Origin of the sequence: Pseudoflavonifractor phocaeensis (assembly GCF_021531815.1) — a bacterium.
Lineage (GTDB): Bacteria > Bacillota > Clostridia > Oscillospirales > Oscillospiraceae > Lawsonibacter > Lawsonibacter phocaeensis_A.
The window spans coordinates 47,105-62,350 of record NZ_JADYUM010000017.1 but is presented as its reverse complement, the minus strand read 5'-3'; the positions used below and the strand labels follow the sequence as shown (position 1 = coordinate 62,350).

General features: G+C 60.6%; 16 protein-coding genes. 5 read left to right on the top strand and 11 right to left on the bottom strand.

Annotated elements, in window-relative coordinates:
- Positions 1 to 375, top strand: a 375-nt coding sequence (locus I6E42_RS10515; protein ID WP_235371893.1) for a hypothetical protein, incomplete at its 5' end; no start/stop codon positions are given.
- Position 376: 1 nt separating this feature from the next.
- On the opposite strand, the gene I6E42_RS10510 is transcribed toward I6E42_RS10515, so the two are convergent.
- From I6E42_RS10510 to I6E42_RS10490, 5 genes are all read right to left on the bottom strand, one after another.
- Positions 377 to 1,030 (bottom strand): hypothetical protein, encoded by a 654-nt coding sequence (locus I6E42_RS10510; RefSeq protein ID WP_235371892.1) that lies wholly within the window; start codon positions 1,028 to 1,030, stop codon positions 377 to 379.
- An 83-nt stretch (positions 1,031 to 1,113) separates the two neighbouring features.
- Positions 1,114 to 1,563, bottom strand: coding sequence for a hypothetical protein (locus tag I6E42_RS10505; protein ID WP_235371891.1), 450 nt, complete (start codon positions 1,561 to 1,563; stop codon positions 1,114 to 1,116).
- A 21-nt stretch (positions 1,564 to 1,584) separates the two neighbouring features.
- Positions 1,585 to 1,806: a hypothetical protein gene (locus I6E42_RS10500; protein WP_235371890.1), complete on the bottom strand. Its 222-nt coding sequence runs from the start codon at positions 1,804 to 1,806 to the stop codon at positions 1,585 to 1,587.
- Positions 1,807 to 1,816: 10 nt separating this feature from the next.
- On the bottom strand, positions 1,817 to 2,320 hold the full coding sequence (locus tag I6E42_RS10495; RefSeq protein WP_235371889.1) for a hypothetical protein: 504 nt from the start codon (positions 2,318 to 2,320) through the stop codon (positions 1,817 to 1,819).
- Between the two features lie 1,062 nt (positions 2,321 to 3,382).
- Entirely contained in the window at positions 3,383 to 3,925 is a 543-nt protein-coding gene (locus tag I6E42_RS10490; protein WP_235371888.1) for a hypothetical protein, read from the bottom strand.
- A 339-nt stretch (positions 3,926 to 4,264) separates the two neighbouring features.
- Between I6E42_RS10490 and I6E42_RS10485 the strand changes: the two genes are divergently transcribed.
- The 4 genes from I6E42_RS10485 to I6E42_RS10470 all read left to right on the top strand — a co-directional run bounded on the left by I6E42_RS10485 (position 4,265) and on the right by I6E42_RS10470 (position 7,382).
- Positions 4,265 to 5,218 carry a hypothetical protein gene (locus I6E42_RS10485; RefSeq protein WP_235371887.1) on the top strand — a complete coding sequence of 318 codons (954 nt, stop codon included), beginning with the start codon at positions 4,265 to 4,267 and terminating at the stop codon, positions 5,216 to 5,218.
- 125 nt (positions 5,219 to 5,343) lie between these two features.
- Positions 5,344 to 5,883 carry a hypothetical protein gene (locus I6E42_RS10480; protein ID WP_235371886.1) on the top strand — a complete coding sequence of 180 codons (540 nt, stop codon included), beginning with the start codon at positions 5,344 to 5,346 and terminating at the stop codon, positions 5,881 to 5,883.
- A gap of 2 nt (positions 5,884 to 5,885) precedes the next feature.
- Positions 5,886 to 6,524, top strand: coding sequence for a class II glutamine amidotransferase domain-containing protein (locus I6E42_RS10475; RefSeq protein ID WP_235371885.1), 639 nt, complete (start codon positions 5,886 to 5,888; stop codon positions 6,522 to 6,524).
- Positions 6,525 to 6,893: 369 nt separating this feature from the next.
- On the top strand, positions 6,894 to 7,382 hold the full coding sequence (locus I6E42_RS10470; RefSeq protein ID WP_235371884.1) for a nucleoside deaminase: 489 nt from the start codon (positions 6,894 to 6,896) through the stop codon (positions 7,380 to 7,382).
- A 370-nt stretch (positions 7,383 to 7,752) separates the two neighbouring features.
- On the opposite strand, the gene spoIIP is transcribed toward I6E42_RS10470, so the two are convergent.
- The 6 genes from spoIIP to I6E42_RS10440 all read right to left on the bottom strand — a co-directional run bounded on the left by spoIIP (position 7,753) and on the right by I6E42_RS10440 (position 15,075).
- Positions 7,753 to 8,937 (bottom strand): stage II sporulation protein P, encoded by a 1,185-nt coding sequence (gene spoIIP, locus I6E42_RS10465; RefSeq protein ID WP_268841968.1) that lies wholly within the window; start codon positions 8,935 to 8,937, stop codon positions 7,753 to 7,755.
- Positions 8,938 to 9,057: 120 nt separating this feature from the next.
- Positions 9,058 to 10,056 carry an ABC transporter permease gene (locus tag I6E42_RS10460; protein WP_235371883.1) on the bottom strand — a complete coding sequence of 333 codons (999 nt, stop codon included), beginning with the start codon at positions 10,054 to 10,056 and terminating at the stop codon, positions 9,058 to 9,060.
- Positions 10,056 to 11,162, bottom strand: coding sequence for an ABC transporter permease (locus tag I6E42_RS10455; protein WP_235371882.1), 1,107 nt, complete (start codon positions 11,160 to 11,162; stop codon positions 10,056 to 10,058). The genes I6E42_RS10460 and I6E42_RS10455 overlap by 1 nt, the downstream gene beginning before the upstream one ends.
- Positions 11,159 to 12,772 (bottom strand): ABC transporter ATP-binding protein, encoded by a 1,614-nt coding sequence (locus I6E42_RS10450; RefSeq protein ID WP_235371881.1) that lies wholly within the window; start codon positions 12,770 to 12,772, stop codon positions 11,159 to 11,161. Before I6E42_RS10450 ends, I6E42_RS10455 begins: the two co-directional genes overlap by 4 nt.
- A 217-nt stretch (positions 12,773 to 12,989) precedes the next feature.
- The gene (locus tag I6E42_RS10445; RefSeq protein ID WP_235371880.1) at positions 12,990 to 14,255 is read right to left on the bottom strand and encodes a BMP family ABC transporter substrate-binding protein; all 1,266 of its coding nucleotides are present in this window, start codon (positions 14,253 to 14,255) and stop codon (positions 12,990 to 12,992) included.
- Positions 14,256 to 14,496: 241 nt separating this feature from the next.
- Entirely contained in the window at positions 14,497 to 15,075 is a 579-nt protein-coding gene (locus tag I6E42_RS10440; RefSeq protein ID WP_235371879.1) for a xanthine phosphoribosyltransferase, read from the bottom strand.
- Positions 15,076 to 15,246: the final 171 nt, after the last annotated feature.

Below are 15,246 nucleotides of genomic sequence, written 5' to 3'. Positions count from 1 at the left end.
CTGCTGGAACCTCCAGAGCTTCCAGAGGACGGCGTCTTAATATCCTGTGACACACGGCCACTGCTGGAGCTGCTGGAACCTCCAGAGCTTCCAGAGGACGGCGTCTTAATATCCTGTGACACACGGCCACTGCTGGAGCTGCTGGAACCTCCAGAGCTTCCAGAGGACGGCGTCTTAATATCCTGTGACACACGGCCACTGCTGGAGCTGCCGGAGCTGCTGGAGCTGCTGGATTTACTGGAGTTGCTTGAGCTTCCAGAGACGCTCGACTTGCTGGAGCTGCTGGAACTGCTAGCGCCGATTCCACTTAACGTTGGAAGCCCCTTGTCCGCTCGACTCTGTTCCAAGTTACGTACCCAGCTGGGCATCTCTTGACTTATGCCTTGGCGAACTGGGAAAGGTCGTCCCGTACCCGGTCCTCCCCGTCCTTCTTCGCCTCGGCCTCTGCCTGCTGCTCCGCCTCCCTGGCGGATACGGCGGCCTCGCGGTCCTCAAGCTCAACTGCCCGCTTCGCCTCCGCCTCGCTCATGCCCCCGGCCCGCTTGGCCTCGGAGCGGATGAATCTGGCGTACTCTGGGATGCTCATGCCCGCGTTCCTGGCGAACTGGCTGAACATCTCCATGACAGGCTTGGCCTCGTCATACTTCCCGCGGATGCGGTCGTAATCCAGGCCCTTCTGAAGCAGCTCCGGCGTCACATCGGCAACGCCCAGGGTCCGCTCCTGGCCCATGTGCTTGACGTTCCACGTATGGGGAGCATTCTGCTCCTCCGGCTTGGCGTTCACGGTTTCGGCGCCATCGGCCTTGGTTTCGGCCTTGTCCGCTTCCGCGTTTCCGCCAGCGTGTTCGGTCCCGGCTGCGGGCTGGCTCGCTTCCGCGTCCGACCCCCGGTCCGCTTTGTCCTCCGGCTTCTGGTCCTGCTGGTCTGCGGGCTCAGTGGCCTCGGCGTCCTCGTCCTCCCAACTCTCCAGAAAAGCGTCCTGCTGGTCTGCGGACTCCTGCTCCGTGGTCAGGCTGGTGTTCTCGTCCATGGTTCGTTCTCCTTCCCAGTTGGTCTACTGGTTATTTCCAGCGCTGTGGTGTGCGCTGATTTTACTTTGCAGCATTCTGGCCCTTACCAGGACCCGAATTCTCCGTACTCGATCCCGCCGTATGGCAGGCCGTCCTCGATGCTCTCAAAGCACGCCGGTATGCGCGCCCTTGCCTCCGCCAGACTCTGCTCAAAGCACTGCTGGAAGTAGTCGGCAAGGCTTGGGTTCTCCTCGCTGAGCAGCTTTGCCGCCAGCCCGTTTGGCAGCACGTCCCGCAGAATGCGGGCGTCCAGGTCCAGCTCGTCCTCAAAACTTGTGATGTCATCCAGCGCCGGCCGCTTCCCGTCCCCGCCGATGGCGAAGGTGTCGCTGGCCGGGTACACCAGGTCCAGCAGGTTGTTCAGGATGCCGATGGTCCTGACCTTGTACTCCCGGGTGTCGCTGGTATCTGTGTTTCCGGTGCTCTCGTTCTGGGCGTCCATGAGGTGCATGGCCTTGTCGAAGATGGCCTGCACCGTCCTGTTCACCGCCATGGTCCTCACGCCCCTTTCCCGCTACTCCGTCTCAAATCCGGTCTTTCCGTTGACGGAAAACCGCATGATGTTCTCAAATCCTTCGTCGATGGGGTCGGCGGCCTCCTGCTCCATGGCACGCTCCACCGCCCGCTCGTTGCGCTCCTCCCGGCTTGGCAGGCACATCCGGCAGTACAGCCCCGCCGTCACCGCCAGGTCCAGCACCAGCAGCAGGAGCACAAGCCCCATGAAAACCTGTTCCATGCCCCCCACCTCACTGGAAGTCGCTCTCGTCCATGGTGGACCCGTGGATGATCTTCACCGTGGCGTCCGTCTTGGCCTCGATCTTGTCCTGGTAGCCGCCAAAGCGCATCTGCTTCTGGAGGAAGATTCCCCGGGTGGCCATGCCGCCCTTCTCCTGATACCGGGGGTCGCTCTCGATCTGCGACTGGATGCGGAGATAGGCCGTCTGCACCGCGTCCTGGAGCCAGGCGCAGCTCTCCCCGTCGTACCAGTTGCGCAGCGCCTTGAGGGTCACCGTCCGGCCCTTCTCGTTGTACTTGGTCAGCCCCAGACAGAGGCCGGCCTCCCCGTACAGCACGCCCGTCTCGTCGCACTCGTCGAAGTACCGGTCTGCCGCTTCGGTGAATTTCTCAGCCGTGGGGAAGGTGGCGCATGCCTCAATCGCCGCCTTCGTGGCAGGACCGGTGTTACGCTCTGTGTAGCCCGCCTCGCCGCGCTTCGCCTTGAAATTCGGGTTGCCTCTCTTTCCCGCCATGAAGACACCTCCCTTCCTGGTGTTCACCCTGCTAAAAATCCTTTGCCAAAGCCTTGCTGTATGTCATGCCGTCTCCGGCTCATTCGTTGAACCGCCCCGGGAAAATGGCAAAACCGGAGCGGAAAGAGGAGGGAAGATGCTATCTTCCAAGCTGAGAATAAACAACTTTTTCGCGGATTTCAAGTGGGAATTTTTCGTGTTTACAGCTATTTACTAACATTTACTGTGTATTACAAAAAATTACTTCAAGGATTTTCTGACCAGGCCCCCTGTTTTTCCGCTGCCCCCACATGGCGGCGGGGAAGAGGTCGTGTTGAGAGGCGCAGGGACAGGTTGAGAGGACGTGGGGATACAGCCATACACCCGTCCTTTCACCGCCCGCCCCTTTTTCCGCCACCCCCGGGGGGGATCGTTACATGGTCCCTTGTAGAAATCCGGGAAGTGCCACCCCACCCCGCGCCCGCCGAGACCCTTTATCGCATTCCGCCCGGCAGCCCGTAATTGCCCCATATTTCCCCATAAATGACACAGAAAGCCCGCAAACCATTGGTATTGCAGGCTTTGTCGTTAATATGCAGTTAAATTTTCCATTTTTGCGGCGGAGGCGGCCCCTTGTAGGCCTACAGTAGTACCGAGGATCTATAGGCCTACAAAATTACAACAAATCGTGTAATACTCACTGTATTATCCGCGTTTTTTATTACACCAGTCCCCGTGTTTTTTACGTTTTTCTACCGTCTCTTGATTATACCGTGTAGGCCTACACTGTCATAGCCCACGGAAGTACCGTGGTAGTATCATACCGTGGTAGTACCGTGGATGTAATATACCGTGATTGTACTAATACCGCCACCGTAGAAGAGAAGTAGTATATAAATTTTTTGTAGGCTATGAGTGTATACGGTAGAACCGTAGTACCGTAGTTATAGCGTAGTACCGTAGTACTACCGTAGGCCTATATAGTACCGTAGTATATATATACCTTTTTTTCTTTTGATTCTTTTCTTTTTACAAAAACAGCCCGCCCGGATCAGCGCCGGACGGGCTTTTCATTTCCTGCTGTCAAATCTTTTCCCTGATGGCCTCCAGGACCCACTCATTGACGCTCTGGCCGCACTGATCCGCCGCGCGCTCAAGCTGATCCACGGTAAAGCCTTCGGCCTGGGTGAGGTCCAGGCAGTCCCCCTTTTGAATCATCCTTTTGTTTTCGTCAGCTTCTCGCTCCATCGGAATTCCAAGCGTTTTTGCGTTGAGATCGTTCTTTATCTGGGTATTGATGGCCCGATGGATAAACTTTTCCAGGTCCAGCCCGTAAAGCTCCAGATGAGCGTGCATCTTGTCCAGGTCCTCCGGCCTGATGGTCACCGTCAACCCGTCCGGCTGCGCTGGCTGCTGCTGTGCCTGGTCCTGGGCCTGCGCTCCGGTAAGCCTTGCCTCGATGGCCTTGGAGATCCAGGAATTAACGCTTTTCTCTCCTGATGCGGCGGCGGCGGCCTGTATGCGCTCTTTCTGCCCCTTTGGGAGCGCAAGCGACATTCTGTCCAGGTTCTCAGCGTCCCATTTCCTGTTGTTTTCCTTCCTTGCGTCAGTGTACTTTCTTGGCATAATAGCACCCCTCTTTCTTATCAATAAGTGTACCAAAAACAGCCCACTTGTCAAGTGGTGATATTGCGCACTTAATAAGTGGTTATTGTGCACAAAAAGCCACTTAATAATTTGTTTAACATGCGATATTGACGTACACGTATTAAGTGGTTTATGATTTAGGCACAGGGCGGGAAATAATTCCAAGTCCCGCTGTAAAAATCCAAACCACCCGGGCAAAAAGAAAGCCCCGTTGAGCGCTCGCAACACTCAACAGGGCAGCCCACATGAACGAACTAAAAGTAATAAGGGGCGTGGATATTATACCACACCCCGCCGGAAAAAGAAAGGGGTAAAACCATGAGAAAAGAAGCAAAAGAGACCAAGCAGGCGTCCATCAGCCAGATCGCCGGCTACCACGGCGGCAACTTCCGCAATGAGAATTACGCCTTCGAGGGATTCCAGTCCAACAAATATTACACCAGCGACCGTTATATTTCACTTGACGCCAGCTTCCAGCGCGCAGACGGAAAGCCCTTGAAGGGCTTCGGGCTGGAGATCGAGACGGAGTGCAGCGGTATCCATAACCCCCAGGTCCTGGCGGAAGTGCTCAACAAGATCATCTTCCCCCACTTCCCGGCGGACCTGTTCAAGCTCCAGCGTGACGGCAGCCTGTCCGGCGATACCAGCGCGGAGTGCATCACCCAGATCATGACCCGAGAGTTCATCCGCAACAACTACAGCAATTTTAAGCTGATGTATAACACCTATTTCCCCGCCTTCGGGATCACCTGTGGCCCCAACTGCGGCATGCACGTCAATATCTCCCGCGGCCTGTTTGGCCGGAGCGACAAGGCCCAGACGGAGGCCGTCCGCAAGCTGTACTACATCGTCAACAAGCACTATGACCTTTGCTGTGCTCTGTTCCACCGGGACCGGAACCGGACCGGCTACTGTAGCCGCATGGCTCACAGCATGGACTACTGCAAGTCCCTGGACCTGGGGTCCTGCTCCTCCAACCACGGCGTCAGCTTCAACCTGGGCCATTGGAACACCGGACGCATTGAGATCCGGCTGGTGGGCGGCCAAAAAAATTACGCCTGCTTCCGTAACACAATGGAATGTGTGTTTCACCTGTGCGACGCGGTCAAGACTCTTTCCTGGTCCGAGTGCGATGACCTGACAAAGATTTTCGCCGGCTGCAATCAGTATGTGTTCGACCGCCTCAAATCCCACTGCAAGGACGCCGGAACCATCACCGCGGCGGAACTGGAGAAGATCCGGACCACCGTCCAGCGGGTGGAGCTGATCTAAAAAAATTACACCGCCCCATGGAAAAATATGTGGGTCGGTGTGACAGAAAACTACAAGAAGCAACGTAGAAACACAAACCTAAACAGCAAGTAAATAAAAAATTACAGTAACGGAGGTAAAAAATTATGAGTAGCTTTGTGATCGACAAGAAGGAGTATACCAAGGCCGCCGGATTCCTGGCCGCCGTCATCGAGACGAAAAACTACTACCGAGAGCCGGTCATGTACCTGTGGAACAGGAGAGAGCATCGCCCCTATGAGGCGGAGGACGTGCGGCGGGACCTCCAGCGGGTCTATGCCATCAACGCGGCGGCTGTGGCGGAGCAGTACCACGACCACCAGCGGGAGCAGGACAGCGCCGACTATCTGACGGAGTTTGAGGCCGCCAAGGCTACGGGCCTCCAGCTGATGCGCCGTGGCTATACCCTGGAGCAGCCGGACGCCGTGAAGGACCTGCGGCGGGCCGTCTATGGCGTGATCTCCTTCCTGCGCTCAGCGCAGTACCAGATCGAGGGTGAGGAGCACGAAAAGCGCTTCTTCCGGATCGTCAACAAGTATTACCGCGGACTGTATGCAGTGCTCCAGAGGCTGGACGGGTTCACGTCGGACGAAATCGGATGTTGGGGCTCTTTCGACGCCCTGGACCCGGACGGGGAGGAGGGCTGACCATGTGTATCATCTGCGCGTCTGCGGCGGGGATCCGGCAGCCCAGCGAGGCACAGCTTCGCCGCATGTTCACCAACAACCCCCACGGCGCCGGCTATATGTCGGTCCGTGGGGACCATGTGGAGATCTATAAGGGGTTCATGGTGTGGGATGACTTCATCCGCGCGGTCCGGCGCGAGCAATTCACCGCCGCCGACCCGGTGGTTTACCATTGCCGCATCTCCACCCAGGCGGGCGTGGGGCCCGAGATGACCCACCCATTCCCGCTGACTTCTCACATGGAGGACTGTAAATTATTGGACGTGTCCTGTCCTGTGGGCGTGGCTCATAACGGCGTGATCCGGCTGACCAGCGATTGGACGGACCGGGAGTACAGCGACACCGCCCACTATATCACGGAGTTTCTGCGGTTCTTCCTGCGCAGCCGGGAGGACCTGGATGACCCGGCGGTCCTGGAGGCCATCCGGCGCACTACAAATAGCCGGTGGGCCTTCCTGGACCGTGACGGGACCATCGCCACGGTGGGGGAGTTCATCAATGACCGGGGCCTGCTGTTCTCCAACGGGACATTCCGGGAGCAGCGGACGCCACGCAGCGCAAGCCGCAATAATTCCATGGTACAGTGTAGTTTTTCGGACTGACATGATCGAATAATTCCATGAAGGGGTGTAAAAATATGAAGAGAAGCGAATACATCAAAGCGGCGCTGACCTGGGCTGCGGTGTTGGTCCTGGCCGCCGGCGCGGAGGGCTGGGCCACTCTGATCCTCGGCTGACCATAAACCATAACAGAACAGAAAAAGCGGTGGTCATCAGATGAAGATGACCACCGCTTTCATATGCCACATTCTCGGCACAGTATAGCACTTTCCCTATTGATATTACTAGATTTTAATTTACGAATTTCTTAGAATGGCGGCTCGGGCCCTCCCGCCGCTGTATGGGGTCCGCTTCCTTCTTGCGAAAACCCGGCGGCTGGGTTACACTGTAAAGGGAAAAGGAGGCGGGAGCATGGACCACCAATACTACATGGGGCTGGCCCTGGAGCTGGCCCGGCAGGCGGCGGCGGAGGGGGACGTGCCCGTGGGCTGCGTCATCGTGAAGGACGGCCAGGTCATCGGCCGGGGCCGGAACCGCCGGGAGGAGCGGGGGGACGCCACCGCCCACGCGGAGCTGGAGGCCATCCGGGACGCCTGCGCCCGGACAGGAAGCTGGCGGCTCCACGGCTGCACCCTGTACGTCACTCTGGAGCCCTGCCCCATGTGCGCCGGGGGCATCATCAACGCCCGCATCGACGCCATCCGCTACGGGGCCCGGGATGAGAAGGCCGGGTGCTGCGCCTCGGTGCTCAACCTCTTTGAGGAGCGGTTCAACCACCGCCCCCGGATCTACCAGGGGCCGCTGGAGCAGGAGTGCGAGGCCGTCCTCCAGGACTTTTTTGAGTCCCTGCGGGGAAAACCGGACTGGGCGCCGCCGTCAAAGCCGCCAAAAAAGATTTAAATCTTTTGTAACATTTGGAGTTAACTTTTTTAATAACCCTTGGGTATACTCATACTCGCAAGGCAAGAACATCTTTTCATTCTATCCTCCAATTTTTGAAAGACTGGCGGTCCTCCCGCCGGTCTTTCTCTCTTTTCCGCCGTCCCGGAGGGTGCGGGGGCCGGGCCAAATTTCCCGCGCGCCCCAAAGATTTAAAACTTATGTAACAATTCCGGTTGGATTTTTTAATAACTCTCCTTTATCATAAAATCTGCAAGAGACAGTTCGTTTCATTTTAATCCTCTTTTTCAACAACAAGACCCGGACGCTTTGGAGCTGGCGTCCGGGTCTCGTTGTTTGATTGGGGCCGGCGGTTTTCCGCGGCCCTCTTTTATTGCTCTTCCTTCATGGCCAGCAGGGTCCGGGCCACGTTGTCCGCCCACAGCCGCGCCCCGGCGATGGCCTCAGACAGGGTATTTCCGTGGCCCCCTACCTCCACCAGGAGGGAGCCGGGGGAAAGCTGCTGGTTATAGCGGCTGTTGCGCAGGACGATGGGCCGGGCCAGACTGCTGTACCCCCGGACCAGCCCCTGCTGGAGCTTCACCGCGAAGGCCAGATTGTCCTTCCAGCGGGGGTGCTCCGCCCCGGAGCCGCTGCTGCCCACCACCAGCATCACCTGGGCCACCTTGTTCCCAGCCTCCTCGCTGACCAGCTTGTAGACCTCTCCGTTACTCCCCACCAGGGCGTCCCGGTGGACGTCCAGCACAATCCGGATGGTAGGGTACTGCTCCAGCCACTGCTCCACCGCCGCCTTGGAGCGGTCATAGGCCCCGTTGTAGGCGGGGTAATCAAAGAGAGTGGTGTCGTGGACCACCTGGAAGCCGTGGGCCCGGAACACGGTGGCTATCTCCTCCCCCACCTTCACCACATTGTGGGTGCAGTCGGTGGTCCGGTAGGGGTCGCTCTCCTCGTAAAAGTCCCCGTCGGTCTGGGAGTAGGCCTCGCTGCCGTGGGTGTGGACGATGAGGATCTGGGGCCCCTCCCCCAGGGGCACGTCCACGGCGCCCTGGGACAGCACCGAGGCATCCAGGTCCAGGTCAGTACGGTTATACAGGTACACGCCCTCGCCCCAGAGGTACTTGCCCTCCTGCTTCCCCCGGGCGGTCATCTCCACGACGCCGTCCTCCTCGGCCTGGGGCTGGAGGTCGGGCTCTTCCTGGTCGTCTCCGTCCCCGTCGTGGGCCTCCTCTCCGGGCAGCTCCTGGCTCCCGCCCCCCTCCGCCCGCAGGCGGAGGACCTCCTCCTCCCCGGCGGCCAACGGGGCCGACTGGGCCAAGATCAGCCGCCCCCAGCCCTCCAGGGCCCGGGGCTTCTCCTCCGCCCCGCCCAGCTGCCGGGCCAGCAGGGCTGTCTGCAGTCCGGCCGGCTCCTCCAGCCTGTCCCTCAGCCAGGCCGGGTCCACCAGGCGGCTCCCGCCCCACAGGGCCGTCAGCACCAGCCCTAAGGCCACTCCCCGGCGCAGGGCCGTGAGATACAGCCGCTCTCCCCTCATGGTACCACCCCTTGTCCCGCGCATGCTTGTACCCACATCCTATGCGGGGAACAGGGCGGTTATGACCGGAGTCCGCACCGGCGGCTTTGCCGCGGACAGAAAAAATGCCTGACCGGGTCCGGTCAGGCATTTTTTCTCTTAAAGTTACCGCTCCTCGCGGAAGTAGTTCAGGCCCAGGGAGGCGGGCAGGCCGGAGCCCTCCCGTTTCCGCACCGAAGTGGCCACCAGGACCACGGCAGTGATGACGAAGGGCAGCGCCTGATACACCTGGGTGGGGATGGCGGCCAGCCAGCCCAGGGTGCCGGGGAAGGCGGCGGCCAGGCTGGAGCCAGACACCCGCAGGGTGTTGAAGAAGCCGAAGACGAAGGTGCCCAGGATAGCCAGGGCGGGGTTCCAGTTGGCGAAGATGACCAGGGCCACCGCGATCCAGCCGTAGCCGTTGATCCAGCAGGTGCTGTTGAAGGAGCCGGACATATTCAGGGCCATATAGTAGCCGCCGATGCCCATGATGCCGCAGCCCAGCATGGTGTGGACGTACTTATACCGCTTCACGTTGATGCCCACCGAGTCGGCGGCGCCGGGGTTTTCGCCCACAGCCCGCAGCCGCAGGCCGGGGGTGGTGCGGTTGAGATACCACCACATGGCCAGGGCCACCGCCACGGCCAGATAGACCATCACATTGTGGCTGAACAGGCCCCGGCCGATGACGGGGATTTGGGACAGGCCGGGGATGGCCAGGTCGGCAAAGCCGTTTTTGATGTTGGCGTAGTCGTTCATGGCGGGCCAGGCCACCGCTTTCAGGCCGTTGCCCACGAAGAAGTAGACGCCCAGGCCGAAGGTGGTCAGGGTCAAGCCGGTGATGTTCTGGTTGGCCTGGAGGGAGACGGTGAGGGCGGCGAAGAGCAGGCCGCACAGGGCTCCGAACAGGAAGGCGGTGAGGATGCCCACTGCCATGCTGTTGGTATAGCAGCCGATGATGTAGCCGAAGATGGCGCCCACGGCCATGATGCCCTCCACGCCCAGGTTCAGGCTGCCGGATTTCTCCACCACGATCTCGCCCACGGTGCCGTAGAGCAGGGGGATGTTATAGACCACGATGTTGTGAACAAAGGTGGTGACCACCCCTAATTGATTCATTTCCATCAGTTTTTGCCTCCCTTCTGGACAGGGACCACCCGGAAACGGGTATAGAAATCGGCGGCCAGCACCAGGAACAGAATGGCGCCCTGGAGCATGTTGGCAAAGCTGGAGTCCACCTGGGAGAAGGTGGCCGCGGCGATGGTGGAGCCGTAGCGCAGCATGGAGATGAGGGCGGACACCAGGAAAATGACGGCGGTGTTCATCTGGGACAGCCAGGCCACGATGATGCCCGTCCAGCCCACGTCGTCGGTGATGGCGGTGGACAGGATGCCGGCGGTGCCCACCTTGAAGGCGGCGGCCAGACCGATGAGGCAGGCGGAGAGAAAGACGGTGCGCAGCACGATGGTGTTCACCTTCATGCCCGCGTAGTGGGCGGTGCCGGCGCTGTCGCCCACCACGGCGATCTCATAGCCATGCTTGGTGTACTTGAGGTAGATAAAGACCAGCACCCCGATGACCAGGGTGAAGATAACGCATACGTTCAGGCTGAACTTGCCCACCAAGGGGATCTTGGGGAAGGATACGATATCGGCGAAGCTGGCGAAGATGGGACGCACCGACTTGGGGTCCAGATAGAAGTTCCAGTCCGCCTTGGTCTCCCCCAGGAAGGTGATAAAGTACAGGGCGATATAGTTGAGCATCAGGGTCATCAGCGTCTCATTGGTGCCGAACTTCACCTTCAGCACCGCCACAAAGGCGCCGTACAGCCCGGCGCACAGCATGGCGGCCAGACACATGAGCACCAGGGTGACCGCTCCGGGCAGGGAGGGCCCCAGCTTGAAGGCCACGGTGGCGGCGGCCACGGCGCCCAGGATGAACTGGCCCTCGCCGCCGATGTTCCAGAAGCGCATCTTGAAGGCCAGGGACAGGGCCACCGAGGTCAGGGCCAGGGGGACGAACACCTTCAGGTAGTTCTCAAAGGTCTTGTAGGCGATCTTGTTGCCCACCATGCCCATGGTGAACATCCGGTAGTAGTAGGCGGCCGGGTCGACCCCCATGGCCAGCAGCACCAGGGCGCCCAGCCCCAGGGCGGCGGCCACCGCCAGCACATAGAGGCACAGCTTTTTCCACAGGGGACAGTTGTCCCGCTTTACCACATGAAATCTCACGGCTGCTCCTCCTCCCCTTCCCGCTGCTCCAGCTCCCGGAGCTCCTCGTCGGTGATGTTGGTGTCCTTGGCGTAACCGGCGGGCTTGTCCTCATACTTGTTGGTCAGGTCCAGGGCGCCGGTCATCATCAGGCCCAGCTCCTCCTTGGAGGTCTTGTGGGCGTGGACCACGCCCATGACCTTGCCGTGGCACAGCACCATGATCTTGTCGCACAGGGCCAGCATCACGTCCAGGTCCTCGCCCACGAAGAGGATGCCCACCCCGGCCTCCTTCTGCTGGTTGAGGATGTTGTAAATGGCGTAGGAGGAGTTGATGTCCAGGCCCCGCACCGGGTAGGCGGTGACGATGACGTTGGGGCCGGCCTTGATCTCCCGGCCCAGCAGCACCTTCTGGACGTTGCCGCCGGACAGGCGGCGCACCGGGGTCTCGGTGGAGGGGGTGACCACCTCCAGCTCCTCAATGACCCGCTGGGCGTCCTCCCGGCCGCCCTTCCGGTCCACGAAGGGGCCCCTGGCCTCGGAGTAGTTCTTCAGGATCATGTTGTCCGTGATGGACAGGGAGGGCGCCAGGCCCATGCCCAGCCGGTCCTCGGGGATGAAGGACATGGAGATGCCTTTCTCCAGGATGGCCTTGGGGGACAGGCCCACAATGTTGTCCCCCTTGTGGATCATCAGGCCGGACTGGATGGGCCGCAGGCCGGCGATGGCCTCGCACAGCTCCTTCTGGCCGCAGCCGGCGATGCCCGCCACGCCCAGGATCTCGCCCCCGCGGATGTAGAAATTCACATGGTCGATGGCTACGGCGCCCTCGTCGTTTTTGATGGTCAGGTCCCGGATCTCCAGCAGGGGCCGGGTCTTCTCCACCACCGGGCGGTCGATGTTCAGGTCCACCTTCCGGCCCACCATCCACTCGGTGAGCTCCTGCTCGTTGGTATCGGCGGTGTTGACGGTGGTGATATACTCCCCTTTCCGGAGGATGGCCACCCGGTCGGAGATCTCCATCACCTCGTTGAGCTTGTGGGTGATGATGATGATGGAGTGGCCGTTCTCCTTCATACGGCGTAGGACCTCAAAGAGCTTTTCGATCTCCTGGACGGTGAGCACCGCGGTGGGCTCGTCCAGGATGATGACCTTGGCTCCGTAATACAGCACCTTGATGATCTCCAGGGTCTGCTTCTCAGAGACGGCCATGTTCCGGACCTTCTTCTTGGGGTCGATGTCAAAGCCGAACTTTTTGACCATCTCCCCGATCTCGGCATAGCGGTCCCCCTTCAGGGTCAGCCCCGCCTTCTCTCGGCCCATCCAGATGTTGTCGGCGGCGGAGAACACGTCCACCAGCTTGAAGTGCTGGTGGACCATGCCGATGCCCAGCCTCTTAGCGTCCTCCGGGGAGTCGATGGACACGGTTTTTCCGTCCACCCGGATCTCGCCCTTGTCCGGCTTGTAGATGCCCGAGAGCATGTTCATCAGGGTGGTCTTGCCCGAACCGTTCTCCCCCAGCAGAGCCAGGATCTCCCCCTGCCGCAGGGTCAGGTCCACGTCCTTGTTGGCCACCACGCTGCCGAAGGTCTTGGTGACGCCCCGCATCTCGATGGCGTATTGTTCTGGCATGGCGTTCTCTCCTTTTCTCCAAAATCCAGTGGGGGCGGTCGCCGCCGCCCGCCTATGGCGCAATGGGCGGCCATTGGCCGCCCCTGTGTTCCGGTTTGGTCCTTCCTCTCCGGGCCGGGTCCGCCCGGTCCAGGGAGCAAAAACCAAACCGGGCCGGCCGGATGACCAGCCGGCCCGGTGATGCTCGGGTCTCGCGCGTGGATAAGGGGGCAGGGCCTTAGGCCTCCTCTACGCCCTCCACATAGTAGTTCATGGAGCCGGTGATGACGCCGTCCTCCACGGAGGGGCCGCCGGCGGCCACGATCTCAGCGCCGGTGTTGTCCACCAGGGCCTCGTCGGCCTTCTCCACGGTGGCCGCGCCGTCAGCCACGGTGATGTGCAGCTTCACGCCGGTGAACACATCCCAGTCGCCAGAGACGATGAGCTCCTTGACCTGGTCGATGGCGTCCTGGGTGCCGGCGGCGACAGTGGCCTCGTTCAGGGGGGACACGTCCACGAAGCCCTCCTTCAGGCCGCCGTAGTAAGCGCCGCCGCCCATGGCGGTGACGAAGTTGGAGGCGTCGCCGCAGTTCATGGCGGCCTCAATGGCGGTGTGGTAGTAGACGTTCCAGTTCCAGATGGCGGCGGTCAGGTGGGCGTTGGGAGCGTCGGGGGTCATGTCGGAGTTGTAGCCGCAGCCGAACACGCCGGCGTCCTGAGCGGCGATCTGGGGCTGGGCGGAGTCACAGTGCTGGGAGATGACGCCGCAGTTGTAGCTGTCGATCAGCTCCTTGGCAAAGGCGGACTCGTTGACCTCGTCGCCCCAGGCGCCCAGTTTCTTCACATAGACCTTGGCGTCGGGGTTGACGGACTGGACGCCCAGGGCAAAGCCGTTGATGCCGGAGCAGGTCTCGGCGTACTCGGTGCCGTAGGCGGCCACATAGCCGATGTTATTGTTGCCGGTCTCCAGGGACTTCAGACCGGCGGCGATGCCGGCCAGGTAACGGGCCTGGTAGGCGCGGCCGAAGTAGTTGTTGAAGTTGGTGTCGTTGGACATATAGCCGGTGGCGTGGGAGAACACCACGTCGGTGTACTCCTCGGCGGCCTCGGCCATGGCGTCGATATAGCCGAAGGAGATGCCGAAGATGATGTTGGCGCCCTCACCCACCAGGGTGTCGATGGCGGCCAGCACCTGCTCCTTGTCCTCAGGCACCTCGTCCACGATGACCAGCTGGGTGGCGGGGTCCATACCCAGCTCCTTCATGGCGGTGGTGATGCCGTTGTGGTGGGCAAAGGTGTAACCGGCGGTGTCGTTCTTGCTGTTGATATAGATGGCGCCCACCTTGAATTCGGCGGCGTCGGCGGTGCTGGCGGAAGCGGCGCTCCCGGCGGAACCGGCGCTGGCGGCAGAACCGGCGGAAGCGCTGGACTTGTCTCCGCCGCCGCAGGCGGCCAGGGACAGCACCATGGCCATGGCCATGACCATTGCAAGGATCTTCTTCATAACTTGCTTGTCCTCCTTAGTTTTGTTGGGTTTGATCTTTTCATTCCTTGGGATCGTTTCCCTCTTATATTAAAACCGAATTTTTCGGCTTTAATCCTCCACAAATTCCACGCTCGTCGTCGCGAGCTACGTATCACTCACCTCGCCGTATACGGCAAGGCTCGCTCACTCCGCTGCTCCTCCTCTTCACGGCAAACCCGCTTCGCTGGGCTTTGCCGTGAGGGCGGGCCTCCGGCCCGCTTTAGTCCTCCGCGAACTCCACGCCGTTCTCCTCAGACATGGACTTGATCCGGGCCAGCGATTCCACCCGGACGCCCCTGGCCCGGATGCGGTCGCCGCCGGGCTGGAAGGCCTTCTCGATGACGATGCCCGCGCCCACCAGGGTGGCTCCGGCCTGGTGCACGATGTCCATCAGGCCCTCCAGGGCCGCGCCGTTGGCCAGAAAGTCGTCGATGATAAGCACCCGGTCCTCCGGGCCCAGGAACTTCTTGGACACGATGACGTCATAGACCTTCCCGTGGGTAAAGGACTCCACCTTGGTGGTGTATACCTCCCCGGCGATGTTCTTGCTCTGGCTCTTCTTGGCAAAGACCACCGGGCAGCGGAAGGACTGGGCCGCGACGCAGGCGATGCCGATCCCGGAGGCCTCGATGGTCAGGATCTTGTTCACTCCACATCCCGCGAAGCGCCGCTGAAATTCCTTGCCGATCTCCTCAAAGAGGGCCACGTCCATCTGGTGGTTGAGGAAGCTGTCCACCTTCAATACGTCGGTTCCCTTCACGGTGCCGTCCTGGCGGATACGCTGCTTGAGCAGTTCCATGTTTTTCTCCGTCCTTCCGCAAAAATGACAATGGCCCGGAGCAATCGGGCCACGCTGTCTGATCCTATTCCCCCGCCAAAACCACGGGGCTTGGCGGGAGCGGCGGTCTCAGCGGGCCGCCCTTCTCAGCGCCTGTGCGCTGAAACGTCTTCCGGGAAATATACCGGGCGC